Raw genomic sequence first — 24,976 nt, forward strand, 5'->3', positions numbered from 1 at the left:
TGTGCCCGGATGTGGTCCAGCGTCCATGTTGCATCCTGCTTGTCTAACACCACCATCCTGTCATGTGATCCAGCGCGCATTTGTACGCTATATGGAACTGGTGCGTTCCACCAACGCGGAGACTTTGCCCATGACATTCAAGGTCCAGGTCGGCCCGCCGCAGATCGCCATCCATCAGGCGATGACGGTCATGGTGTCGGAGACCGACGGCCGTATCGACTGGCCAGGCGACAAGGGGCTGTATTTCTTTGATACGCGGCTGATCAGCGCCTGGTCGGTCTATGCCAACGGCACGGAATGGGAACTGCTGAGCGGCGGCGCGACCAACTTCGATGCCGCCCGTATCTTTCTGACCAACCAGGCCTTCCTGACCGAGGATGGTCCGATCCTGCCCCACACGCTGGCTTTCGAACTGTCCCGCGTCATCGATCAGGGGATGCACGAAGACCTGGACATCAGCAATCACGGCCAGAAGCCGGTCCGTTTCAACCTGGAAATCGCCCTGCGGTCCGACTTCGCCGATGTCTTCGACGTCAAGGCCAAACGCTCGATCCGCCGCGGCCACATAACCTCCGACTGGTCGGAGGCGCGTCAGACCCTGCGCACGAACTACGACAACGCCGATTTTGGCCGGTCTGTCGCCATATCCGTCGGGCACGGCGATTCACGGGCCGTGTTCGCCAATGGCCGGCTCAGCTTCGAGGTGAAACTGCCGCCCGGCGGCCAGTGGCACTGCTGCCTGTTGTATGAGTTTGCCACCGGCAAGAAACGCTACCACGCGCCGCACGGCTGCGCTGCCCAGGCGGAACAGTCCTCACAGGCGAAAGCCCACCGCGACTGGCGTCAGACGGTGTTAAAACTGCGGACAAGCAACGAGGAATTCTACCGGTTCTTCCATCAGGCGGTTGACGACATGGCGGCATTGCGGCTGCCGATCGAGGGCACCGACCACATGGTGTTCGTTCCCGCCGCCGGACTGCCGTGGTTCATGGCGCCATTCGGCCGCGACAGCCTGATCGTTTCGTTGCAGAACATCCTGGTCTATCCGGAGTTCGCCCGCGGATCGCTGGATGTGCTGGGCCGCTGGCAGGCCACGGAGCGTGACGACTATCGCGACGCCGAACCCGGCAAGATCATGCATGAGCTGCGTTATGGCGAACTCGCGCATTTCAAGCTTATTCCGCACACGCCGTACTATGGCACCGCCGACGCCACGCCGCTTTACCTGATCACGCTGCACGCCGCGTGGCGCGCCACCGGCGATCATGCGCTGCTGGAGAAGTACCTGCCGAATGCCGAGGCGGCGCTCGACTGGATCGATAACGACGGCGACCGCGACGGTGATGGATTCCAGGAATACCAGACCCGCTCGCCGGTCGGCTACGAGAACATGTCCTGGAAAGACGCCGGCGACTCGATGGTCTATTCAGATGGCTCGCCGGTGCACGGGCCCAAGGCGCTCTGCGAACTGCAAGGCTATGTCTACGACGCCTGGTTGCGCAGCGCGGAAATCTTCGACGCTTTGGGCAAGCCGGACCGTGCCGCGCAGCTTCGCCGCAAGGCCGCGGTATTGTTCGACCAGTTCAACGAAGCCTTCTGGGACGAGGAGACCGGCTTCTACGCATACATGCTGGATGGCCACAAGCGGCAGGTCGTGACGATCGCCTCCGATCCGGGACACCTTCTGTGGTCCGGCATCGTGCCGCCCGATCGCGCCGCCCGCGTCGTCGCCCGCCTGATGGCGCCGGACATGAATTCCGGCTGGGGCATCCGCACCCTGTCCAGCGATCATCCCGCCTTCAATCCCTACTCCTACCAGAACGGTTCCGTCTGGCCGCACGACAACAGCCTGATCGCGCTGGGCTTCAAGCGCTATGGCTACGCCGAGGAGGTTGGCCGCATCGCGCGCGACATCAGCGAGGCAGCCAGTCACTTCCTGATGAACCAGTTGCCCGAGCTTTACGCCGGCGTGGAACGCACCAGCGGCAGTTTCCCGGTGCAGTACCTCGGCGCCAACGTGCCGCAGGCCTGGGCCGCCGGTTCCTGTTTCGCCCTGCTTCAGGCCATGCTCGGCATCCAGCCGGATGCACCCAATGACCGTCTGTATGTCGATCCCGCCCTGCCAACCTGGTTGCCGGACATCACCTTGATCGATCTGCGGCTGGGCCATCGGCACCTCGACATCCGCTTCCGGCGTGACGGCAAGAAGACCGTGTGGGATGTGCTGCGCGGCGACGCGAAGGTCGTCCAGTACCGCAGCAGCGTCGCGGCGGCCGAAGCCTTGCGAGGAGGCTGACGCCGCCGCCTATCCGGCATAGGATCAGGGTGATCGGAGGCAACGTCATGAAGATTACCAGCTATGAAGCCACCACCCTGCTTATTCCGGAAGATGATCCGCTGGCGAACATGCCGGAAGAAGCCGGCCGCACCCGTCCTGTCGTCATCCTGCGCCTGCGCACCGACAGCGGGATCGAGGGTATCGGCCTGACCTTCTACGGCGGCAGGATGACCGGCAGCCTGCGGGTGGCGGTCGAGGAACTCGCCGGCCTGACGGTGGGCGAGGATCCCCTGCGGATCGAGAAGATCGTCGCCAGGCTGCACGCCGGCACCGGCGACTCCTGCGGCCCGGGCGGCATCTTCATGCTGGCGCTGTCGGCGATCGACATCGCGCTGTGGGACATCAAGGGCAAGGCGCTGGACCAGCCGCTGTGGAAACTGCTGGGCGGCCATCGGGACCGCGTGGCGACCTACGCCTCCGGTTCGCTGCGGCGTGGTCTGTCGGATGATCAGGCGCAGCGCGCGGCGCATATCCTGGTGCAGAAGGGTTTCAACGAGATGAAAACCCAGATGGCGCTGCCCGGCAACCCGACACCGGCCGAGGAAGTGCGGCGCGTGCGCGTGGTGCGGGAGGCGATCGGGCCGGACATCAAGCTGATGTGCGACATCAATCAGCGCTGGCGGCCGGAACAGGCGATCGATATCGGCAGCCGGGTGGAGGACGTCGGCCTGTTCTGGCTGGAGGATGTCACCACGGCGGACGACTACGCCGGGCTGGCGCGGGTGACGGCGGCGCTGAAAACCCCAGTCGCCGGTGGCGAGTATGTCTGGGGCATCGTGCCATTCCGCCACATGATCGAGGCCCGCTCGGTCGACATCGTCATGATCGACATCTGCCGCGTCGGCGGCGTGACCCAATGGATGAAGGTCGCCGGCATGGCCGAGGCGTTCAACCTGCCGGTGGTCAGCCACGTGATGCCGGAGATGCTGGTGCATCTGGTCGCCGCCTGCCCGAACGGGCTGACGGTCGAATACATGCCCTGGATGCTCTGCCTGTACCAGGAAACACCGGCGCTCGAGCACGGTCAGCTCGTGCTGCCAAACAAGCCTGGACTTGGGCTGACGTTCGATGAAAAGGCGGTGGCGGCGTTCAAGGCCTGATCAGACGGTGCTGCGGCGGGAGCAGCCGCGCCCGTCCGCGGCAGGGCAAGCCGACTGTTCAACCTGCAACGCGGCAATCGTCATCCAAACGACGTTTGCCCCAAGATCGCAACCCTGCCAGCCTCGGCCCGCAGCAAGCAAAAGGAACAAGATGGCCAAGATCATCCTCTACGGCTTCGACGGCAGCACCTATGTTCGCACTGTGCGAATGCTGCTGGCCGAGAAGGGCGTGCAGTACGAGCAGGTGCCGGTGCACGTGTTGAAAGGTGAGCCGCGCCAGCCCGAGCATCTCGCTCGTCATCCGTTCGGCAAGGTGCCAGTGCTCGACTATGATGAATTCCGCGTTCTCGAAACGAGTGCGATCGCGCCTTATCTGGATGAGGTGCTAACCGGCCCGTCGTTCACGCCGGACAACCCAAAGGATCGCGCGCGCATGCGCATGGCGATGGGCATCATCGACTCCTACGGGTATGGCGCGCTGATCGGCGTCGCCGGCTATCATCTGTTCCCTGACTTCATCGGCGGACCGGACGAGGACGCAAGGCGGCAAGGCATCGCGACCGGCCGACGTGTGCTACAGGAATTGATGAAACTACGCGGCAACGATCTGTTCATTGCCGGGGAACGCCCTTCGCTTGGTGATCTCTATCTCGCGCCGATCTGCTTCTATGTTTCACTGACGCCGGACGCCAACGAGGTCTTTACGGTAGACGGATTTACCGCCTGGTGGGAGCGAATGCAGGCCATGCCCAGCTACCAGCAGACCACGCCGCAGCTCGGCTGAGCCGAGCAGTCGGAGCGGCGACACTGTCAGGCTGGTGCCGGTCTGCCGTTCGGCGCATTTGGATGGGCAACAGAGATGCATCCGCACGCATGAAGCTGGCCGCTAGAGCGCTTTCACGGTGACTGGAAACGGGCACAGGCCTTTTCCCTGTCGTCATGACCGCGGATGTAGATCGGGCGGTTCCAGTCAGCGTAGACACGCTCTATGTGCGCTGCAAGCGGACCGAGTTCATCGTTCCCGCGGCCACGGCGGCTCGGTAGACGCCGATGGCGAAGCGCGGGTCCTGCGCAAGGACGTCCCCCTCGCCACGCCTCAAGGCGGGAGCCCTGTCGAAAACCTGTTCCATCAGATCCGGGGTGACCGGCACGATGATGCGGGCGGTCATTGCGAAACCTCCAAGCCTCAGGAGACGCGCGGCCATCTCCATCCCCGGTGGCGCGTTCTGTTCCATGGCCTCGTCGATCAGCCGAATTTCCCCGCCGCGCAGCAGGTCCCGCAGGATCAGGCCCGCGGTTTCGTGCCGCCGCTCGATATGCCAGAGGGAGAAACGGGCATCGCGCATCGCTGCGAGCACGATCGCCTCGTCCGGCGCGAACTGTCTCGCCCGCGCGTAGCGGTCGAGCGGATGTGAGCGGCCCAGCCTGGGCAGGTAGATGGCAAGATCCTCCGCCAGCGTCATTTCATTCTCGTTCTCGAGGACCAGGGTCTTGCCCTGCGTCAGCCCGAGCCGCTTGGCCCAGTCAAGCATGACGTCCGGGGCGATGATGTCCACGACAGCCGCGTGGTGTTCCTTGCTGATCTGACGCAGGCGACGGTAGCGGGTCAGGATTTCAGTCCGGGTCATCCGTGTCGGCCTTGGCGGCACGCGAACCGCTCCAGAGCATGATTGCGCTGGCGGACCTCTAGCGGAGGGCGCATCGTGCGACGACATGACGAACCTGCGTCTCGCCACGAGTTCATCACATCAGCCACGCGCGTCCTCGCCAGCACTTCGTCAGCCCGGATCAGCAGTCAGCCCCGCCTCCGCCAAGCCGGCCAGCACCGCCGCCTCGTCATTGTCGGATACGTCGCCGCTGGCACCGACAGCTCCAATGATGCTGTTGTCATCGCCACGGATCAGCACGCCGCCCGGAACCGGGATCAGCGATCCGCCGACCGCATGGGTGACCGCGGCGATGAACTGCGGCCGCTCCTGCGCCTGCTTGGCCAGGGCACGCGAACCCACGCCCATCGACAGCGCGCCGTGCGCCTTGCCGATCGCGATCTCAGCCCGCCGCAGCGAGGTGCCGTCCTCCGCACTGAACGCCTTCAGCACGCCACGCGCGTCCAGCACCGCCACCGCCATCGGCTTGAACGACTTCTGCCGCGAAAATGCCAAAGCGGCGGTGATGATCGTCTGCGCCTTGCCCAGGGTCAGTTGTGTCATCCGTGTTTCCTATGTTCAAAACAGCCTACAGAAATACCCCATCGGGATCGCCGTTGAACATCACCCGGCCAACCGCCTCGAAATGCGACTCGCGGGATTGGATCTGCTGCGACAGGGTATGGATGTCGCGGAAGCGCCGCTCGAACGGGGTGCCCAGGAAGATCGCCGAGGTGCCGGCCGCCTTAAAAACATGATCGGCGATCTCGACAGCGGTGTGGATCGCATGGGCGCAGCCAAGCCGCACGCGCATCCGTGCATCCAGATCGATGGACGCGTGATCGCCGGCACTCGCCCACACATCCTTCAGGATCGCCTCCAGCCAGGCACGCGCCGATCCCAGATTGGCTTCCCGGCGCGCGACGTCGGCCTGTACAACCGGACTGTCGGCCAGACGCTGCAAGCCGCGCGGGGTCTTCTCGGTGGCAAGGCGGATGAACGCATCGAGCATGCCCCGGGCAACGCCGAACGCGACACCGGCAACCCCGACAGCGTAAAGCCCCTGCATGGTAAAGGCGTACAGCGGCCCGGTGTCCCGCCGCAGCGCCGGGTCCTCCCGCGTGCCGCTGTAGGCTTCCGGCACGAACAGGTCATTGACGCGGTAGCCTTCGGACGCCGTGCCGCGCATGCCGATCGTGTTCCAGTCACGGATCGGCTGGGTATGCTCCTTGCGGAACAGCAGCGTGCGGACGGTCGGGCGGCCGAAGCGGTTCAGCCGAAGTGAGCCATCCGGCTCAACCACCTGGCAATGCGCACCCATCCAGTTCGCCTGACGGCTGCCGCTGGCGAAGTGCCACGCACCGCTGACCCGATAACCATCAGGCACCGCGCGGGCCTTGCACTCATTCGGCGGTCCCCAGGAAATGATCGTGCGCGGGTCGGCGTAGATCGTCTGCGCCGTCCGCAACGGAATGAACGGCGCGATCAGGGCGGAACTGTTGGCGACGAACAGGTTCCAGCCGACCGAGGCATCGTGGCGACTGACCGCTTCGATCGCGTGCAGGTAGATCCAAGGCTCCACCTGATCACCGCCGGCGGATCGTGGCAGCAGCATGCGAGCCAGGCGAGCATCGTGGATTTGCGAAAGCAGCGGTTCGGGAATCGTCTGGCTGCGCTCGATCTCGTCCGCCGCGGCGACGATCGAGGGTCCGAGGTCGTGGGCCTGGGCGATCGGATCGACCGCGATGGACCCCAGGCCGACATGGTTCATGTCACGCTCCCTGGCGCGTTGAAGACCGATTACCGGCGCGTCCGGCACAGCTTGTCAATCCAGCCTCACCTCCAAGCGGCGGTTGCATCGCACACGCAAGGTTCATTGATACGAACCGCTTGTTCCGCTACGACTTTATGTATGCGCCCCTTGCCGTTCCTGACTGCGGTTCTTTTGTCTGTGACGACGCACGCATTCGCGCAGGTGACGCTTGACCTGCATGCGCTGCAGGCGCTGCCCGAGCGAGGCGCCAGCCCCGCTCCGTCCAGGCCAACGGCGCCGGCCGCCGAGCACCTGACCGCCAAGAAAACGGCCGGGCGGACGCCGCTTGCCGACCGGTCGCCAGGTTCGCCGCCATCGGGTTCGCCGCCATCGGGTTCGCCGCCATCAAGTTCGCCGCCAGCGCAAACCGCGTCCACATCGGCCGCGTCCGCGGCACCCGCCGCGCCGGCCAGTCCGACGCCGCCGGCGATGCCGCTGACCGAGCCGCGGATCGCCACGATCACGCCGATCGCCCCTGCCCCGCCGCCCGCTGGATCAGCGCCGCCGCCCCCGCCGGTATCGGACAAGGCCGCGACCGAGGCTGAACCCACCCCAATGGGCCTGCGCTTGACCTTCGCTTCCGGGCAATCCGATCTCAGCCCCGAAAGTGTCGCGTCGCTCAAGCACCTGACCACGGCGGCACCGGCGAATGAGACCACCAGCTTCAACGTCATGGCGTATGCGCCCGGTCCCGCGGACGATCCCTCCGCCGCGCGCCGGATCTCCCTGTCCCGGGCCATGGCGGTGCGCAGCGGCTTGATCGCCGATGGCGTTCCATCCGCTCGGATCTATGTCCGCGCGCTGGGCGCACAGTACGGCAACGGCCCACCCGACCGCGTCGACGTGAACGTGCTGGGCGCCGACGCCGCGTCCCAAGGGGCGTCCCAAACGCCCTCCCAGGGGGCATCGCGATGACCCGCCCGTCCGCCTACGTCATACGCATGCTGGTCTTCCTGGTGGCGGTCGCCGTCGTCGCGGGTCTGCTGTCGCCGGTGCTGATCACGGCGTTCGACAACAATCCCCTGCTGAACAGCCTGATCCTGCTGATCCTGCTGCTGGGCATCGGCTGGAACCTGCGCCAGGTGCTGCGGCTGTCGCCGGAGGTCACCTGGCTGGAGACCTACCAGACCGCGCGCACCCGCCTGGCCGCCCTGCCCTCCCCCAAGCTGCTGGCGCCGATGGCCAGCATGCTCGGCATGCGTGAAAGCCATGGTCACGGCAACACCGGCCACTTCACCTTGTCCACGACGGCGATGCGCAGCCTGCTGGACGGCATCGCCTCAAGGCTCGACGAAAGCCGCGAACTGTCGCGCTACATGACCGGGCTGCTGATCTTCCTGGGCCTGCTGGGCACCTTCTGGGGCCTGCTGAAGACGGTCAGCTCGGTGTCCGACGTGATCGGCGGCATGACATTGGGCAACGGCGACATGAACCTGATGTTCGAGCAGTTGAAGTCCGGCCTGACCAAGCCGCTGGCCGGCATGGGCACCGCCTTCTCCGCCAGCATGTACGGCCTCGCCGGCGCGCTGGTGCTGGGCTTCCTGGACCTGACGGCGGGCCAGGCGCAAAACCGTTTCTTCAACGAACTGGAGGAATGGCTGGCCGGCCTCACCCGGCTGTCGTCTGGCGTGCTGGCGGAAGGCGAAGGGTCAGTACCGGTCTATGTCCAGGCACTGCTGGAGCAGACCGCGGAAAACATGGAAGGCCTGCAGAACGTTCTCACCCGCGACGAGGAAACCCGCAACCAGATGAACCTCGCGGTGCTCGGCCTCAATGACCGCCTCGGCATGCTGGTCGAAACAATGCGGGCAAACCAGCAACTGATGCTGCGCATCGCCGAGATGCAGACCGCGCTTGGTCCAGCGCTGCAACGCCTTGGCGACATGCACGGCGACGATGTCGCCCGCGGCCACCTGCGCAACATCGAGACCTTCGTCCAGCGCCTGCTGAGCGAAACCGAACAGGGACGCGCGCGATCCACCGCGGAACTGCGCAACGACCTGCGGCTGCTGACGCGCACCGTCGCCGCACGCGCCGAACCGCCACGGTAGACGCCCATGGCATCGCGCATCCGCCGCCATGGCGGCAATGGTCTGGACGCCTGGCCCGGCTACGTGGACGCGCTGTCCACGCTGCTCATGGTCATCATCTTCGTGCTGCTGGTGTTCGTCCTGGCCCAGGCGTTCCTGTCGGTTACGCTGTCGGGCCGCAGTCAGGCGCTCGACAAGGCGACCAAGCAGCTTGCGGAACTGTCCGACGCGCTGTCGCTGGAGCGCGGCAGGACGGCCAGCCTGCAACTTTCGGTCTCCCAGCTTGGCGCCGACCTCGCGGGCACCACGGCCGAACGCGACCGGGTCACGCGGCAACTGAACGACGCGAATGCCGCGATCCAGACCGCCGCCGCCGCCAGCAGCCGCTTACAGGCACAACTGACCGACACAACCCGGACAGCGGATGCCGCCACGCGCGATGCCGAGGCGGCGAAGGCGCATCTGGCCGAAATGCGGGCGCAGATCGCCGCGCTGGACCGCACCGTGGCGACCGACAAGGACACGCTGCAGGCCAAGCTGTCCGACTTGGCGACGTTGGCGGAACAGTCCCGCGCCCTCGCCGCGCTGCGCGATGACCTGGAGAAGCAGGCGCAGGACGCCGCGGCGCGGGCGATGACGGAACAGCAGCGGCGGCAGGCCGTCGAGGTCCAGCTTGGCGACGAGCGCAAGCTGGGCGACAGCGCGCGGGCGCAGATTGCCTTGCTGAACCAGCAGATCGATCAGTTGAAGAACCAGCTTTCCGCGGTCGCAAGCAGCCTGGATCTGGCGCAGCAGCAGGGCCACGAAAAGGATGTGCAGATCACCAACCTCGGCCAGAAGCTGAACCTGGCCTTGGCGGCGAAGGTGAAGGAATTGCAGCAATATCGCAGCGAATTCTTCGGCAAGCTGCGCGGCGTGCTGGCCAACCGGCCGGGCATCCAGGTCGTCGGCGACCGCTTCGTGTTCCAGAGCGAGGTGCTGTTCCCGGTCGGCAGTGCCGACATGACTCCGGCCGGAGCCGCCGAAATGACGGCGTTGGCCATCACCATCAAGGATGTCGCCGCGGAGATCCCGCCGGACCTCCACTGGATCCTGCGGGTCGACGGGCATACCGATCCGCAGCCGGTGAAGGGCGGTGCCTTCGCCTCGAACTGGGAATTGTCGGCGGCGCGCGCCATCACCGTGGTCAAGCTGCTGATCGCCGACGGCGTGCCGCCGGACCATCTCGCCGCGACCGCCTTCGGCGAGTACCAGCCGTTGGGCACCGGCGATACGCCGGACGCCTACGCCAAGGACCGGCGGATCGAACTGCGCCTGACGGATCGATAATGCGGATCGATAGTATGGAGCGAAAAATGCTGAAGGCCCCGGACGGATGCCCGAGGCCTTCACATTGTTTGTAAGCGTCCGTCGCCGGACTGGAGAAGTCTTACGCCGCCGCCGGAGCGCCAGCGATCCAGGTCAGGCTTAGGGACACCACGGAACAATGAGACACTGGATCACCTCCTTTCGGTTGTTGACGCAAGCAGTGTGCCCCCGATTCGCCTGATCTGGCAAGCCAATCCGTCACCCCTTCTCGCGACAGCAAGCTTCGGCCATGCTCGCGCAGGACAAGCAGGAGAACGCCATGATCCACGGCATCCACCGCTACCCGCCCATGGAGCGGGTGATCTACGGCATCCCGTTGGCCGAGGCGTTGGCCGACGAAGTCAATCGCCTAGACGCCCGTGCCGTCTATGTGATGGCGAGCGGCACCCTCGACCGGGAGACCGATGTGGTGGAGAGCGTCCGCCGCGTGCTGGGCAACCGGCTGGCCGGCGTCTGCGCCAGGATCGGCTCGCACACGCCGCGCACCGACGTGGTGGCCGCGGCGAACGAGGCACGTGCGGCGAAGGCCGATCTGCTGCTGACCGTCGGTGGCGGATCGGTCACCGACGCGGCCAAGATGGTCGGACTGTGCCTGGGGAACGACGTCACCCAAGCGGCGCAGCTTGACGCCTTCCGCGCCGTCATCACCCCGGACGGCAAGACGGAACGCCCGCCGGTGAAGCCGCCGGCGGTGCGCTCGGTCGATGTGCCAACCACGCTGTCAGCCGGTGAATTTACCGCGATGGCTGGCTGCACCGACACGACGCGGCATGTGAAGGAGAGCTTCGCCCATCCGCTGATGATGCCGCAAGCCGTCATCCTGGACCCGGCGGTGACGGTCCACACGCCGGAGTGGCTGTTCCTGTCCACCGGCATCCGCGCCGTCGATCACGCCGTGGAGGATATCTGCTCGGTCAACCCGACACCGTTCTCCGACGGCATGTCGCTGCAGGCGTTGCGGCTGCTCGCCGCCGGCCTGCCGGCGGTCAAGGCGGACCCGGCTGACCTGGAAGCGCGCCTGAACTGCCAGCTTGGCGCCTGGATGTCGATCATGGGATCGCAGAACGGCGTTGCCAAAGGCGCCAGCCACGGCATCGGGCACGTCCTTGGCGGCACCGCAGGCGTGCCGCACGGCTACACCTCGTGCATCATGCTGCCGCATGTCCTGCGGTTCAACGAATCCGTCAACGCCACCCGTCAGGCCTGGGTCAGCGAGGCGCTTGGACACGCGAACGAATCCGCGGGCGACGCGGTGGCCGCGCTGATCGCCAGCCTGAACCTTCCAGCAACCCTGCGGGATGTCGGTGTCAAGCTTGAGCAACTCGACGCGATAGCGACCGGTTCGATGCATGACCGATGGGTTCACACCAACCCGCGCAAGATCGATGGCCCACCAGCCGTGCGGGCGCTGCTGGAAGTCGCCTGGTAGTCAGAACGAGTTCGCCGGCGGATGAGATTTGCCGCACCTCCGGTCAAAGCCTTCAGAGATACCTGCATGGGCGCCGTTGGTCCTCGCAATCCGGCTGGTTAGGGAACCGCCATGAAAAGCTGCCGTGTCGCATAGGAAATCCACACCCGCCGCCCCGCCAGCCAATCCGCCCCAAGCAGCATGTCCACGATCGGCGTCAACCGGATCGGCCCCACCCAGATCAGCGGCCGGTCGATCGTCTGGCTGCCGACACGAAGCGTATCGAACCGATGCCGACGCATCGTCACGATGCGCGGTCCCAGACCGCTGACCTGATCCGCCTGATCGGCGCCGAGACGGGCCGGCTCAAGACCCAGGCGGAACATCCCTGGCGCGCCCAGCAAGCTGCTGCTGGCACCGGTATCCAGCAAGGCCCGCAAAGCCACGCCGTCCAGCACCACCGGAAGCACCAGCGCATGTTCGGTCGGAATGCTGACCGGGATCGCGGCATAGCCGCCACCCCATGGCAGAAACCGGCCCGCGCAGCCGATCGGCCGGTACAACGTCAGCCGATGCGCCAGCATATCCAGGTCCAGATCAAACATCGACAGGTAATCGCGGCCAAGCAGTCCGTCGATCACCAGGCCGGCGACGGCAGCGCGGGGCAGGACGCCGACCGTCAGGCTGGTGTCGTGGTTCAACGTGTGGCGCACCAGCGGCACGCCGCCCAGACTCAGGCTTCGTGTGTCGGCGTTGGCGCGGCTGTTCAGCCCGCCAATGCCGCTCATAGTCGTGCCGACCCACGGGTCACGCGCCAGCCCCAAGCGGGCAACCGCCGCCTCGGTCACCAACGAGCGTTGCGCGCCGGTATCCAGGATGAACACGGCAGTTGCCCCGTTGACCTCCACCGGCACCATGATCGAGCCGTCCTTTACGATGAGTGCGACGCTGCTCGCTTTCCGCACCTGACAGTCCGCACTGGCGCTGCCGGACGCCGTCAGGAAGCCGAACAACAGGCACAGCAGCCGGATAGACCTGAAGCCGCCGCCAGTTTTGCGCACGCGATCTGCTCTCCCTCGGTGGACGACGCGGTGGCGCGGATATGCGATGGCTGGCCCTGTTCCGGCAACACCTCAGTTTGTCCAACCGGGATCAACCCGATAGTCACGATCGCCCCATATTCACGATCAAATGTCTCAATCGCGCCCCGACCCTGATGTTTTCGACCTGTTCGCCGGTTTCTTCGTCGTCGGCATCTGCGGCTTCGGCGGCGTGCTGCCCTGGGCAAGGCGTCTGATCGTGGATCAGCGTCAGTGGCTCTCGCCCACCGAGTTCACCGACATGCTCGGCCTTTGCCAGTTCCTGCCGGGCGGCAACATCATGAACCTGACGATCGCGCTGGGCGCGCGGTTCAGGGGCATTCCAGGTGCCCTCGCCGCCTTCCTCGGATTGATGACGGCACCGGTTGCGATCGTCATCACCCTTGGATTGATCTACGACCGGTATTTCGATCTACCTCCGGTGCGGCCGGCCTTCGTTGCGTTGGCCGCCGCGGCGGCAGCTTATCTGTTCGCAAACGCGCTGAAGATCGCCACCCCGCTGAAGGGTCGCCCCCTGGCGATCGCGGTCGCCGCCTGCACCTTTATTGTCATTGCCCTGCTACGCCTGCCTCTGGCGGCGGCGCTGCCGGTGCTGGTGCTGGCCTCGACCGTCCTGCTGTGGCGGTTCCGGCACTGACGACCGGCCCGGTGCTGCCCGATCTGGCGGACCTGCATCGCCGGCTCTTGCTGCTGGCCACGGCCCCACGCGCCCTGAAGCGCACCAGAACGAGTGATCAAGCCGCGTCCACAATTGATCAGGCGGCGATGGAGCAACGCTGTTAGCGGAACCAGACGCACTGCTGGTAGGCTGCCGGCGCATCGATGTTATAGGCGTTGGTAGGCTGGTACTGCTGCGGCTGCCCGTTCCGCCCCAGCACGACATCGTTATACTCCCCGCCTTTCGATGCCTGTTCCGCGTAGTAACAAAACTGCGCATCCGGCCTGTCCTGACTGCTGGAGTTGAAGTCCCAGCCGGTGTAGACGGCGCCCTTGCCAAACGGCACCTGCTTGAAGATGGTATAGTTGGTAACGGTCCTTGCTTCCGATCCACCTCTCAGTTGCCGCTCCGACGGCCGCATCGGCACCGTCGCCCCAGCATCCACTCGCACTGTCGCCGCGGGATCGAGCCTGACCGTCGCTGTCGGGTCCAGTTTGACGGTGGAGTCCGGGTTCAACCGGACGCTGCCGAGATTGGCATGCTCCAGCGCCACGGCGAAGGCGGCGGCCATCTTGTCAGCCGAGGTCCGGCCGTCGGTCACCTGGGCATAGCCGAACAGCACGGCGCCCAGGCCACAGCCCGCCATCAAGCAGAGCACGCCGACACCGGTCAGCCGCCACAACACGGCTTTGGCCGCGATCATCGACCCATCGGCCCTGATCCGGTTGTTGACAGCGGCAGCAAGCGCGGCGTTGTTGCGGGACGGCGTGATAAACATGCTTGCCACCTGATCAGGCATGAGTGAAAATAGGACGCTCAACACTTTCGCGTGCGGCTTTGGTCGCGGCTTCGACAGCCTGCCGGACCACCGCGCCGGCAAACGGTTCAAGGATATACGCCCCAGCATCGTCAACCAGATCGACCGGCGGCACGACAGGAAGCCGCTGCACCGCCATCAGGGCGATCAATGTGGCGGCGAACGCCGATCCGATTGCCGGAATGAAGATAAAGAACCGCAGAAACTGATGGATTTCGCCGTCTGTCACCTCGGTCGGTTGTTTGCCAAACACCATCGCGGCAAACGAATGCAGTTGCGAGTTCATAACCGCCTCGCGATAGGCAAGCTGTTCCGTGCGCAGCGCCATGTCGGTTGACGCGCGACTAAGCGTGTCCCGCTCGCTGCCTGCGCGGTCCAATCGATCGGACGCGGCGACGCGATCAGTGGTGGCATTGGCGACGCTTCGCACCAGCGGCGCGATGCGCTGATCGGCACTGCACTTCATGCTCCGCCACGCTCGGCCGTCCTTGCTGATGCCGGAGATCGGCAGGCACTTTTGTTCCGGCAGGTTGCCCAGCTTCTCGGTGCTGACGCCAAGTTGCTGTTCGGCGTTGCGAAGCTCCGCGCGGCGCTGCGCAACCACATCATCCGCCTCGCTGATCGTCTGTTGCATGCTGGCAGCGGCGGCGCGGGCGTCGTCCAGCCGCTCACGCGCATGCACGACATCGTACAGCCTGGGCCGAAACATGATCTCGCCAAGCTGAGACATCGACTTGATGGTGACGCAACCAGCCCCAAGCACGCCCAGCACGGCGAACAGCCGCAGCAGCAATGAGGTCTGCGTGCGGATCGAGATCGCCAACGGCACACGGCAGAACTCCACGACGGCATAGGCCGCCGGCGCCAGCATCATCATTAGCATGGTCGCCGGGTCATGATGGCCATATTGTTCGGCGAACAGGTAGGCGCCGATCAGCGAGGCGATGACGATCACGGTTTCGGCGACGTATGCCAGGACCACCCGCTTGAGGTCGACGGCGTAGCCGCGCTCGAGATCACGACGGGTCGACATGGTGCTTCATCCTTTGCAAGCCGAATGACATCGCGGCAACCGGTCCATCGACTGTTCGATCACGGAACGCCTTGATTACGTGGATGTCGGATCACTGACTGTCGGACATGATCCCTGGGCGGACATGCGACTGAAGCCGCTACCGCCATGAGGCACTGCCGCCGTGGCAACCGGATGAGCAGCCACACTTGGTTTCGGCGCATCTTCCATGTCCTGAACAAGATGAATACGACAAGAAATGCATTTATTATGCCATTATTATGAAATATCGACGTATGCAGGGTGTCTACAAACCGGTAAACCATGGTGCTATCGTGAGAAAATATGGCGCTTTGATCAGACGCCTGTAATCGGCACCAGATTTCAGCCTGTCGAGGAATTTTACAGTCCCAAGCCGCACGTCATGCAATGCCTGAGATACTGTAATACCAGCGGCCCGAAGCGCGGACTGGTATGCGCGCGGGGTTGGTGGGGCGACCGAGCACGCGAGGGAGCGGGCCGCGCGCGAAATTAATAAGGTACCGACGGCCGTCGACCGGCTATCGGTCAACATCAAGGGCGGTTGTTGGGGTGGACGGCCCCACGGCATCGCGTGCCAAAGTTGGGTTGTCATAGCTCCAACAAGAGGACCGTCCAGATGAAGCTTAAGCGCATTGCCATTGATACCTCCAAGCATGTTTTCACGCTGCACGGCGTCGATGAGCAGGAACATCCTGTTGTGCGCAGGAATCTCAGGCGCGCAGAAATGGAAACCTTCTTTGGCAAGCTTCCCAGCACCGAGGTGATCATGGAGGCGTGCGGCGGCGCGCATCATTGGGGGCGCTTGCTGGCCCGGCTGGGCCATACGGTGCGCCTGATACCGGCTCAGTACGTCAAGCCGTTCGTCAAGCGCGCCAAAAACGATCGCGCCGATGCCGAAGCGATCAATGACGCGGCGTCGCGCCCTGGCATGGCCTCGGTGCCGGTCAAGAGCGCCGAGCGGCAAGCCGCGCTGGTCATTCTGCGCCACCGTGAGATGCTGGTCGGCCAACGCACTCAATTAATAAACGCCCTGCGCGGGCATGCCACCGAGTTCGGCGTCATTGCCGGCAAAGGCACGGCGCATGTCCAACCGTTGCTGGACAGGCTGGGTGCCGAGACGGCGATCCCAGCGGCGGCACGGACGATGTTTGTGCGCATCGGCGAGCAGATCGCAGAGCTTGACCGCCAGATTGGCGAACTCGATGCCGAGTTGCTCGCCCAGCACAAGGCCAACCCGGTCAGCCGCATGCTGGCTGAGGTGCCCGGCATTGGCCCGGTCACCGCCATCACCCTGGCACTCGCCATTGATAGCCAGGACTTCGCCTCCGCGCGCCACTTCGCGGCCTGGCTTGGCCTCACGCCGAAGGAGCACTCGACGGGCGGCAAGCAGCGCATGGGCCGCATCAGCAAAGCCGGCAATGAACGGTTGCGCAGCTTGTTCGTGGTGGGCGCCACCGCGGTGATCCAGCATGTCAGGCCAGGCAGGCCAAACACCTCCACCTGGCTGCTGGCGTTGCTCGCGCGCAAGCCAAAGAAGCTGGCTGCGGTGGCGCTGGCCAACAAGACAGCCCGCATCGTGTGGGCGATGATGTCGCGCGGCGAGGCCTACCGGCATCAGCCGGCTACCGCCTAGCCGCAGCGGCTGCCGGGGTTCAAGGCCAACAGCAAGATGACCAACGGTCGCACCGACAAGCGAGAAATGCCGTTTATACCTGTGGCCGAACCAGGCCGCGCGGTTGTTTGGCACTCGCTTGCGGATCCCATCTGGGCCAGCGGTCATGCGACCGCGCCAACAGGCCGGACACATGACCGCATGCGACCCTCAGCTCATCCTGTGCATAGCCGTCTTGAACCCAAGGGGCCGTCCACACATGGTATAACATGCCTCGCAGGTTGAACGGGCCGTCCGGGCAGATGCATCTTTCCTCTAGCCTATTTTTTCGTGGCTGACTTCAACCAGCCATGACCGTCTTATCAGCCTAAGCAAGACGGCCAGGAACGCGGCTTGGGCACGGTGTCCGTCACATGCCAACGGTTTGGCAACAGCGCGGTCCACGGACTGCACGTCAGCGGCAGCACTCCCGGCTTTCGGCCGAATGGCTTGGGTCGGTTGCTCGGTTACCCCAAAAATGCTGGCATACCGTTCCTCGACCCCGACGATATCTTCAAGATGGTGGTGACAATCGGGCAGACCCTGATCCAGCTTGCGATCGTCTATGGCCAGCTTTCGCTGCTGGCGTTCGGCGGCGCCAACGCGGTGATTCCAGAGATGCAGCGCCAGGTGGTCGACGTGCATCACTGGATGAGCATGCGCGAGTTCGCGGCGCTGTACGCGTTGGCGCAGGCGGCGCCAGGGCCGAACATGATGGTGGTCAGCCTGATCGGATGGCGGGTCGCCGGATTTTGGGGTGCGCTTGTCACCACGGCGGCGGTCGCGGCGCCGTCCTCGGTGCTGACGTGGCTGGTCAGCGGGGCGTGGTATCGGTTCAAGGACGCCAACTGGCGAAAGGCGCTTCAGGCCGGGCTGCAACCGGTGACGGCAGGCCTGATCATGGCCAGCGCGGCGCTGCTGATCGAAAGCACGACCCTCGACTGGACCACAGCGGCGGTGACGGTGGTGACGGCGGCGCTGTTCATCTTCACCAAGTTGCATCCAATGCTGATCCTGGGCGGCGCCGCTGTCGCCGGTGCGATCGGGCTGGTTGGCTGAGCTCGCCAGGCATCCCAGATCGCTGCCGCCACCGCATGACCTAGGCAAGTCAACAACATTACGAACTGCAATATGTCACGATAACGTGTCGTCCATTTTGGGTTAATTCCGGCGCACCATGGATGCTCCGTTTCTTTTCTGCATTATTTTTGTTGAAATGACGACCTTCAGGCTCTAAACCTATTATCACCTGCTCCTGTCAAATAAGACGGCATATTTCCAGACGGTGCGTTTCCGCACCGAATTGTCAGCACTCGAGTTCGTGAGGACTGTTTTTCTCGTCGTTACGCTATCCCAGCATTGTCGCCTTTATTCAGAAGGGAATTACCGTGGCCCAACACACCTTGCGCAATGGTCAGTCAGCCACCGTCGCGGCTCATCAATGGGATGGCGACACCCTGGCGTTCGCCGGCACCAGCGGCGCCGCAACGCCGCCGCCGGCCGTGACGTTCACCGGCCCGGATACGCTCAGCGGCGTGACCGACACCGGTACCGCCAGCACGACCGGCGCCGCCACCATCAGCCTCTCGCCAGGCGCGGCTCTCGTCACCAATGGCCTGACCGTCAATGACGCCATGCTGTCGATCAGCCAACGACCCGGCACCAGCGTCACGTTCGACGGCATCAGCCAGATCAGCAACGGCAGCACGCTGACCGCGACCGGTTATGCGGGAGCCGGCGCCGAAACCGTGAACGGCACGATGTCGATTGACGGAACCTCGACGGCGAACCTGGACTATGTCTCGATCGCCGGCACCGGAACATTTCATCTGACCGCGCCAGGTGCCTTGCTGCGCGTCGGCACCGTCGGCGCCGGCGAGACGGTGAAGCTGGACGGCGGCATGCTCAGCCTGACCAACGGAATGAGCTTCCTCGGCACCATCACCGACTCCGCGCCGGCCACGTCGCGTATCGGATCAACCGCGTCGGTTGCCGTCTATAATGCGCTCAACGCCGTGCAGGAAACCTTCGATCAGACGACGGGCATGTTAAGCCTGTTCACCGCGCAAGGCACCGAAGTGGCAAACCTGAAGTTCGCCGGCACCGGCGCATTGTACGCGGCGCCAACCACCGGTCTTGCCACCAACTATATGGCGATTACCTCGCACCCATCCACCGGCGCGCTGCACGTCACCATGACACACTGATCGCGAAGGATCGAAGCTCAGGACGATCCGAGAGCACGGGCCTGACGAAGCGCTGTTTCAGTTCGGAAACGTTTCGGCTGGGCCCCAATCTATGCCTTCGCGAGTCACCACCACCGTCCCATGGCCCCGCAACCGTACGACATTGACCGTTTTCGCCAGATCCGGTGACCCGGAATAGTAGGCCGGAACGGTTGTGCCCGTTCCGACTTGTGCCGCCCGGTTCCAGTGCCCCAGCGCTAGGTAGTCCGCGCGGGTCGCCTCGATCTCGGCGTTGCTGATCAGCCAGGACGGCCGCAATGGCGGGACACCATCATCCTCGTAATGCCCATGCGCCAGCGTCACGTGCCATCGGGCGGTCCGCGCCGGCGGGTCCCGCAGCGGCACCATGTTGCCGTAGTCGACATGCGCGTGCCCCCAGATCTGCAGGTCATGGCTTGGAAAATGCACCGTCAGCCCATGCGTCACGCCAATGATATGGACATGCGGCAGGTGGTTCAATCCGCCACGCAGCCAGACCGAATCCGTCGTCACGGGATCATGGTTTCCCGGCAGGACGATCACCGGCCGCCCGACCTCGTTCAGCAGCGCCACGCACTGCTCGATGATCGCCGGCGACTGGCGGTTGCTGTCGAAAACATCCCCCACCAGCAGCACGTAATCCGCCCGAAGCGTCTTCGCCGTGGCCAGCACCACCCGCAGCCCAGTGGCGCCATCCTCGCCATGAGGACCCTGGTGCGGATCGTCATCGACATGAAGGTCGGAGCTATGCACCAGCACGATGTCGGACGTCAAAATTGCAGCTTCCAGCCAGGGAACGGGCGTCATCAGACCCGTCGGCAGCCTGTCCGTCAACCGTCATTCGCCAAACGCTCGGCTCCGCGCTAGCATCGCGAACAACAATCACCGCGTGGAGACATACGTCATGATCGACCTGCATTACTGGCCTACGCCGAACGGCAAGAAGGTCACTATCCTGCTGGAAGAGGCGGCGATCCCGTACACCATCGTTCCCTGCCACATCGGCCGGGGCGATCAGTTTTCCCCTGAATTCCTGAAGATGAACCCGAACCACCGCATGCCGGTGATGGTCGACCGCACGCCTGCCGACGGCGGCGAGCCGATCACCATCTTCGAGTCCGGCGCGATCATGCTCTACCTGGCGGAGAGGGTCGGCCGCTTCTATCCGCAGGACCTGCGCGGCAAATACGCCGTCACCGAGTGGCTGATCTGGCAGATGGCCAACCAGGGTCCCAAGCTCGGCGAGTGCGGCCACTTCCGCCGCCTGGGCGACAAGCAAGGCGACCAGTCCTATGCCGTCCGCCGCTTCACCGATGAAGCCAACCGGCTATACGGCGTGCTGAACAACCGCCTGTATCAAAGCCGCTATCTGGCCGGCGAGGAATATACCATCGCCGACATGATCGCCTATCCATGGACGGTGAACTGGAAAGCCCAGGGCCAGGACATCGAGGAATTCACCTACTTCAAGCGATGGGCTGACGAACTCGCCGCCCGCCCGGCGGTGCAACGCGGCATGGCGGTCGGCGCCGACCTGTCCGAAGACGCATCGAAACTCCCGCCCGAGGAACAGGAACGTCGCAACAAGATTATGTACAACCAGCGCGCCCGCCCCGTGCCGGTAGCCTGATCGGGTCATCGCACGGCAGCCAAAGTCGGCTGTGCGGCACGAAACCGGATACATCCCGTCGGTTTCCCACTGGCGGGAGTTTAGATGTTGTCCCCCGGCAGCATCTACGTCATGCGGGCGCCTGCCGATCATCCACGCCATTGCGTCTCCACCTAAAGGCGTGGATACCGCCTAATCTTAGCACGAAGTTTCGATCGCTTAAACAATCTGCTTCCCTTGCTCTTTCAACGAAATGTGCAACCACTATGTCATGTCGCGTACGATAAGATCATCCTCAGGATGGCGTGGCAGATGGAGGATGAACATGAGCAAGGACGTGAGGGAAAGCATCCGATTGACTCAGAAGCAGTGGGGGGCGGTCGCATCGGGGGCCGCTGCGGGTGCTGTCGCAGGGCCGCTTGGGGCCGCCGGCGGCGCCGTTGGAATAGTGGTAGGCTGCTGCGCGGCCAACTATCTTGGCTACAATGAGGATAGTTCTATTCGCCAGAGATGCTCTGGCGGCGCGACAGACAAAGCAAATATTTGATGTCGGCTCTTGGTAAGCAGACTGTCTCTCCACTAATGTGGAATTCAGCCCACTCGTGGATCGCGGTCAATCTGGTCGAGCGCGCGCGAACCAGCTACTCTGCTCCAGAAGTGGAGCAGGCGATTATTGCAGTCCTGAACCTAACGCCGGAAGACCTGGCAAGAAAGGGCGCCAATGGATGCCCGATATTCGTCAACCACTTGGCGCACATTCTGAAAATCACGACGCAGAAAGGATATCATGCCCGCTCGATAAAAAGACGGGATGAGCCTTATCATCTTACTGAGAAAGGACGAGTCTTTTTCCAGAAATACTACAGCGACAGGCATGGTCGCTAAGTATTAGGCGCTTGCATTAAGCTGGTTCCAAGTTAGCCTTGGGTCCGAAGTCCGCCGCCACATGCGACGAACTTCGGGAGCAAGTATTTGTTTGATTAATCGATATGACCCTAACGCGGCACCGCGCGACGATACAGATGCCACGTGGCGTGACCCAAGACCGGCATGACGAAGACCAGACCGAGCAGCAGCGGGATGGAGCCGAGCACCAGGCTGACGGCGATGATCAACCCCCAGGCCGCCATTGTCAGCGGATTGCGGCGGACCACTTCGGCCGAGGTTCGCACCGCCGTTTCCAGTGACACCGCCCGGTCCAGCAGAAGCGGGAATGAAACCGCGCCAATCGTCAGCGCGATGGCCGCGAACACGAAGCCGATGCCGATGCCAACGATCATCATCGTCCAGCCAGCACTCGTATGCAGCATCTGATAGACGAAATCACCCAGCGACGCGGGCGCCTGCGGCCCCATCGTCAGAACGTAGAGCAATTGCGACACCACCAGCCAAGCCAGCAGCATGCCGAGCAGGACAAAGCCAAGCAGCATGATGCCGACGATCGACGGGGACCGGAAGACGTTGAACGCGTCGAACCAGCCGACTTGCTCGCCAAGCTCCCGCCGCCGGCTGATCTCGTTCAGGCCCACGCCGGCAACCGGCCCCACCAGGGCGAAGCCCGCCGCCAGCGGAAACACCAGCGGCAGAAACTCGTAGCCGAACGCCAGGCGAGCCAGCAGCAGGCCGATAAGGGGATACAGCACGCACAGGAAGATGACGTCGGTGCGAGCCGCACCGAAGTCCTCAAATCCGCGCCGGAGCGCCCATCCCAGATCCGCTCCGCTGATCCGGCAGACAGCAAGCGATGCGCGTGTCCCCACCTGTAGCTCGGCGTCTTGGCGGCTGGTCGAGGCAAACGAATTATAGGCACGAGTGACCATGTCGGCCCCCCAGCCAGGCGGTGTCTTGATCATGCTAGCCTCCTCCCGAATGTATCATTCGCGGAGCCGCCGGCCCGTCACGCGCCTTTTGTCTCTGATCGCCTGACGAACAAGTCACGGCCATCGCGTATCGGTGAACATGGTCTCGTTTGACCCGCGTGTGCGATCAACTTTTGCCGATCAGGAAACTACCAATTTCGCGAATCCGGCTTCCCCGGCACGCCGGGATGGGCCACCTTCCAGGCATGACCGATCCGATTACCATTGCCCTGCTGCAGAACCGGCTGAACGCCATTGCCGAGGAAATGGGCGAGGCGATGCTGCGCACCGCCTACTCGCAGATCCTGAACTCCTCGCGCGACTTCTCGATCGCGCTGATCGACGCGCAATGCCGCCTGGTGGCGCAGGCGGATCATATCCCGGTGCATGTCGGCGCGATGTCGTGGGCAGCCAAGGCGGTGGCGGCGCGGTTCCCGCTTCCGGCACCGGGCGATGTCTACCTGCTGAACGATCCGTACCGCGGCGGCTCGCACCTGCCGGACCTGACGATTTTCGTTCCGGTCTTTGCTGGCGAAACCCTGATGTTCTGGTCGGTCAACCGCGCCCACCACTCCGACATCGGCGGCGCCACCCATGGCGCCTACAACCCCGCCGCCACGGAAATCTGGCACGAGGGCCTGCGCCTGCCGCCGATGCGGCTGACCGAGAACGGCGTGCTGCGCGAGGACCTGCTGGAGATGCTGGCGCTGAACGTCCGCCACCCGCGCGACTTCCGCGGCGACCTCGCCGCGCAGATCGGCGCCGCGCGGCTGGGCGAGCAGCGCCTGGCGGCGGTGATCAACGAGTTCGGCGCCGAGATCTTGGCGGCCTCGGTGGAGGCGATGCTGGATGCCGCCGAACGCTACGCCCGGACCATCGTCTCGGGCTGGGCCGACGGCGTCTACCAGGGGCAGGCCGTGCTGGACGATGACGGGTTCGACCGACGCGACATCGTCATCCGCGCCCGCGTCACCAAGCAGGGCAGCGACCTGACCGTCGACCTGACGGAGTCTGACCCGCAGGTGACCGGGTTCATCAACTCCTCCCACGCCAATACGCAATCGGCCGTGGCGATTGCCTTCGCCTTCCTGCTTGATCCTGGCATCACCAAGAACGAAGGCGCGTTTCGGCCGCTGACGGTGAAGCTGAAGGAAGGCACCATCGTCTGGGCGCGGGAGGGCGCGCCGGTGACGATGTGCACCAGCCATTGCTGCAACGAGATCATCGAGGCGATCATCGTCGCGCTGGCGCGGGCGTGTCCGGACCGCGCCATGGGCGGCTGGGGGCGGCGGCTGCGGATCGCGCTGAACGGCACCGACCCGCGCACCGGCCGGCGTTTCATCTGGCACATGTTCCAGGCGCGCCCGGGCGGCGGCGGATCGGCCGCCGGCGACGGTTATTCCACCATTGGCGAATGGCACTCCGCCGGCGGCATCAAGTTCGGCAGCATCGAGGTGGCGGAGACACGCTTCCCGCTGCTGTTCGAGACGCACGAATATCGCCCCGGATCGGCCGGCGACGGACGATTCCGCGGCGGCTATGGGGGCGACATGCGCCTGCGTGTCGAAGCCGAGGGAATCACCAACGCGAACACCGCCGGCGAAGGCGTGGTGCATGGCGCCCGCGGCATCGGCGGCGGCCAGGACGGCGCGCCGCACGACTACACGCTGCTGCCTCCTGGCACGCCGGCCCGAAAGCTGAGAAGCAAGGAGATCAACGTGCCGGTTCCATCGGGCAGCGTGATCCACGTGCTGTCCGGCGGCGGCGGCGGCTGGGGCGACCCAGGCGCGCGAGACCCGGCCGCGCGCGAGGCGGACGCGGTAGAGGGGCTGGCGTGAGCGATCCGGTTCTGATCCTGACCGATCAGCCGTCCAGTACGGAAGAGCAGGTCATTGGAAGCGGCCTGGACGACTTCAACCTGCTGAAAGCCGGCTATCGCGACTGGCGTGCGGTGGCGGCGCTCGCACGCGATCCGCAGACCAACGAGCCGCTTGGCGGGATGATCGGACGCACGTCCTACGGCCTGCTGTTCATCGAACAGGTGTTCCTGCCCGGAACGCTGCGGGGCCAGGACATTGGCAGCCGGCTGCTGCGAATGATGGAGGATGAAGGCGGGCGCCGCGGCTGCAAGTCCGCCGTCCTGTACACAATCACCTTTCAGGCGCCCGGCTTCTATGAACGGCACGGCTGGACCGAATTCGGCCGCGTCGCCTGCGATCCGCCGGGGACGGCACGCGTCTTCATGACCAAGCCGCTTCCTTCGACAAGCGAAATCTGAAAGCAAGTCGAGATGCGACCAT

23 protein-coding genes are annotated in these 24,976 nt (G+C 64.4%); 15 read left to right on the top strand and 8 right to left on the bottom strand.

All coding sequences use genetic code 11. The features are described from left to right. Positions 1-130: 130 nt before the first annotated feature. The 3 genes from ACQY4S_RS09850 to ACQY4S_RS09860 all read left to right on the top strand — a co-directional run bounded on the left by ACQY4S_RS09850 (position 131) and on the right by ACQY4S_RS09860 (position 4,222). Positions 131-2,296, top strand: coding sequence for an amylo-alpha-1,6-glucosidase (locus ACQY4S_RS09850; protein WP_428485026.1), 2,166 nt, complete (start codon positions 131-133; stop codon positions 2,294-2,296). A gap of 47 nt (positions 2,297-2,343) precedes the next feature. Next, complete coding sequence (locus ACQY4S_RS09855) at positions 2,344-3,438, top strand: mandelate racemase/muconate lactonizing enzyme family protein (RefSeq protein ID WP_428485027.1); 1,095 nt, start codon at positions 2,344-2,346, stop codon at positions 3,436-3,438. Between the two features lie 151 nt (positions 3,439-3,589). Further along, positions 3,590-4,222, top strand: coding sequence for a glutathione S-transferase family protein (locus ACQY4S_RS09860; protein ID WP_428485028.1), 633 nt, complete (start codon positions 3,590-3,592; stop codon positions 4,220-4,222). A 202-nt stretch (positions 4,223-4,424) separates the two neighbouring features. On the opposite strand, the gene ACQY4S_RS09865 is transcribed toward ACQY4S_RS09860, so the two are convergent. The 3 genes from ACQY4S_RS09865 to ACQY4S_RS09875 form a co-directional block, all read right to left on the bottom strand. Next, positions 4,425-5,066, bottom strand: a complete 642-nt coding sequence (locus ACQY4S_RS09865) for a hypothetical protein (RefSeq protein WP_428485029.1) — start codon at positions 5,064-5,066, stop codon at positions 4,425-4,427. A gap of 150 nt (positions 5,067-5,216) precedes the next feature. Further along, the gene (locus tag ACQY4S_RS09870; protein WP_428485030.1) at positions 5,217-5,648 is read right to left on the bottom strand and encodes a GlcG/HbpS family heme-binding protein; all 432 of its coding nucleotides are present in this window, start codon (positions 5,646-5,648) and stop codon (positions 5,217-5,219) included. 25 nt (positions 5,649-5,673) lie between these two features. Further along, positions 5,674-6,855 carry an acyl-CoA dehydrogenase family protein gene (locus tag ACQY4S_RS09875; RefSeq protein WP_428485031.1) on the bottom strand — a complete coding sequence of 394 codons (1,182 nt, stop codon included), beginning with the start codon at positions 6,853-6,855 and terminating at the stop codon, positions 5,674-5,676. Between the two features lie 180 nt (positions 6,856-7,035). On the opposite strand from ACQY4S_RS09875, the gene ACQY4S_RS09880 reads away from it, so the two are divergent. The 4 genes from ACQY4S_RS09880 to ACQY4S_RS09895 all read left to right on the top strand — a co-directional run bounded on the left by ACQY4S_RS09880 (position 7,036) and on the right by ACQY4S_RS09895 (position 11,724). Then, a complete protein-coding gene (locus tag ACQY4S_RS09880) occupies positions 7,036-7,812 on the top strand; it encodes an OmpA family protein (RefSeq protein ID WP_428485032.1) in 777 nt (258 codons plus the stop codon). Next, positions 7,809-8,948, top strand: coding sequence for a flagellar motor protein MotA (locus tag ACQY4S_RS09885; RefSeq protein ID WP_428485033.1), 1,140 nt, complete (start codon positions 7,809-7,811; stop codon positions 8,946-8,948). The genes ACQY4S_RS09880 and ACQY4S_RS09885 overlap by 4 nt, the downstream gene beginning before the upstream one ends. A gap of 6 nt (positions 8,949-8,954) precedes the next feature. Next, positions 8,955-10,256: a peptidoglycan -binding protein gene (locus tag ACQY4S_RS09890; RefSeq protein ID WP_428485034.1), complete on the top strand. Its 1,302-nt coding sequence runs from the start codon at positions 8,955-8,957 to the stop codon at positions 10,254-10,256. A 268-nt stretch (positions 10,257-10,524) separates the two neighbouring features. Next, positions 10,525-11,724, top strand: a complete 1,200-nt coding sequence (locus tag ACQY4S_RS09895; protein WP_428485035.1) for an iron-containing alcohol dehydrogenase — start codon at positions 10,525-10,527, stop codon at positions 11,722-11,724. A 98-nt stretch (positions 11,725-11,822) separates the two neighbouring features. On the opposite strand, the gene ACQY4S_RS09900 is transcribed toward ACQY4S_RS09895, so the two are convergent. After that, the gene (locus ACQY4S_RS09900) at positions 11,823-12,764 is read right to left on the bottom strand and encodes a retroviral-like aspartic protease family protein (protein WP_428485036.1); all 942 of its coding nucleotides are present in this window, start codon (positions 12,762-12,764) and stop codon (positions 11,823-11,825) included. Between the two features lie 130 nt (positions 12,765-12,894). On the opposite strand from ACQY4S_RS09900, the gene ACQY4S_RS09905 reads away from it, so the two are divergent. Continuing rightward, the gene (locus tag ACQY4S_RS09905; RefSeq protein ID WP_428485037.1) at positions 12,895-13,440 is read left to right on the top strand and encodes a chromate transporter; all 546 of its coding nucleotides are present in this window, start codon (positions 12,895-12,897) and stop codon (positions 13,438-13,440) included. Positions 13,441-13,582: 142 nt separating this feature from the next. Here ACQY4S_RS09905 and ACQY4S_RS09910 read toward each other — a convergent pair whose 3' ends face one another. Both ACQY4S_RS09910 and ACQY4S_RS09915 read right to left on the bottom strand, forming a co-directional pair. Next, positions 13,583-14,239: a hypothetical protein gene (locus ACQY4S_RS09910; RefSeq protein ID WP_428485038.1), complete on the bottom strand. Its 657-nt coding sequence runs from the start codon at positions 14,237-14,239 to the stop codon at positions 13,583-13,585. 13 nt (positions 14,240-14,252) lie between these two features. After that, positions 14,253-15,311, bottom strand: coding sequence for a hypothetical protein (locus tag ACQY4S_RS09915; RefSeq protein WP_428485039.1), 1,059 nt, complete (start codon positions 15,309-15,311; stop codon positions 14,253-14,255). Between the two features lie 637 nt (positions 15,312-15,948). Here ACQY4S_RS09915 and ACQY4S_RS09920 point away from each other — a divergent pair. From ACQY4S_RS09920 to ACQY4S_RS09930, 3 genes are all read left to right on the top strand, one after another. Further along, entirely contained in the window at positions 15,949-16,965 is a 1,017-nt protein-coding gene (locus ACQY4S_RS09920; protein WP_428483443.1) for an IS110 family transposase, read from the top strand. A gap of 477 nt (positions 16,966-17,442) precedes the next feature. After that, positions 17,443-18,042 carry a chromate transporter gene (locus ACQY4S_RS09925; RefSeq protein WP_428485040.1) on the top strand — a complete coding sequence of 200 codons (600 nt, stop codon included), beginning with the start codon at positions 17,443-17,445 and terminating at the stop codon, positions 18,040-18,042. Positions 18,043-18,371: 329 nt separating this feature from the next. After that, a complete protein-coding gene (locus ACQY4S_RS09930; protein ID WP_428485041.1) occupies positions 18,372-19,190 on the top strand; it encodes a hypothetical protein in 819 nt (272 codons plus the stop codon). A gap of 57 nt (positions 19,191-19,247) precedes the next feature. Here ACQY4S_RS09930 and ACQY4S_RS09935 read toward each other — a convergent pair whose 3' ends face one another. Then, on the bottom strand, positions 19,248-19,982 hold the full coding sequence (locus tag ACQY4S_RS09935; protein WP_428485042.1) for a metallophosphoesterase family protein: 735 nt from the start codon (positions 19,980-19,982) through the stop codon (positions 19,248-19,250). A gap of 130 nt (positions 19,983-20,112) precedes the next feature. Between ACQY4S_RS09935 and ACQY4S_RS09940 the strand changes: the two genes are divergently transcribed. Both ACQY4S_RS09940 and ACQY4S_RS09945 read left to right on the top strand, forming a co-directional pair. After that, the gene (locus ACQY4S_RS09940; RefSeq protein WP_428485043.1) at positions 20,113-20,838 is read left to right on the top strand and encodes a glutathione S-transferase N-terminal domain-containing protein; all 726 of its coding nucleotides are present in this window, start codon (positions 20,113-20,115) and stop codon (positions 20,836-20,838) included. 525 nt (positions 20,839-21,363) lie between these two features. Further along, positions 21,364-21,702 (top strand): hypothetical protein, encoded by a 339-nt coding sequence (locus ACQY4S_RS09945; protein WP_428485044.1) that lies wholly within the window; start codon positions 21,364-21,366, stop codon positions 21,700-21,702. A 110-nt stretch (positions 21,703-21,812) separates the two neighbouring features. Here the strand turns inward: ACQY4S_RS09945 and ACQY4S_RS09950 are convergent, their stop codons facing one another. After that, the gene (locus ACQY4S_RS09950) at positions 21,813-22,670 is read right to left on the bottom strand and encodes a DUF2189 domain-containing protein (RefSeq protein ID WP_428485045.1); all 858 of its coding nucleotides are present in this window, start codon (positions 22,668-22,670) and stop codon (positions 21,813-21,815) included. Positions 22,671-22,882: 212 nt separating this feature from the next. Between ACQY4S_RS09950 and ACQY4S_RS09955 the strand changes: the two genes are divergently transcribed. Both ACQY4S_RS09955 and ACQY4S_RS09960 read left to right on the top strand, forming a co-directional pair. After that, positions 22,883-24,514, top strand: coding sequence for a hydantoinase B/oxoprolinase family protein (locus ACQY4S_RS09955; RefSeq protein ID WP_428485046.1), 1,632 nt, complete (start codon positions 22,883-22,885; stop codon positions 24,512-24,514). Next, the gene (locus ACQY4S_RS09960) at positions 24,511-24,954 is read left to right on the top strand and encodes a GNAT family N-acetyltransferase (protein ID WP_428485047.1); all 444 of its coding nucleotides are present in this window, start codon (positions 24,511-24,513) and stop codon (positions 24,952-24,954) included. Before ACQY4S_RS09955 ends, ACQY4S_RS09960 begins: the two co-directional genes overlap by 4 nt. Positions 24,955-24,976: the final 22 nt, after the last annotated feature.

Source organism: Rhodopila sp., from assembly GCF_965276935.1.
Taxonomy (GTDB): domain Bacteria; phylum Pseudomonadota; class Alphaproteobacteria; order Acetobacterales; family Acetobacteraceae; genus Rhodopila.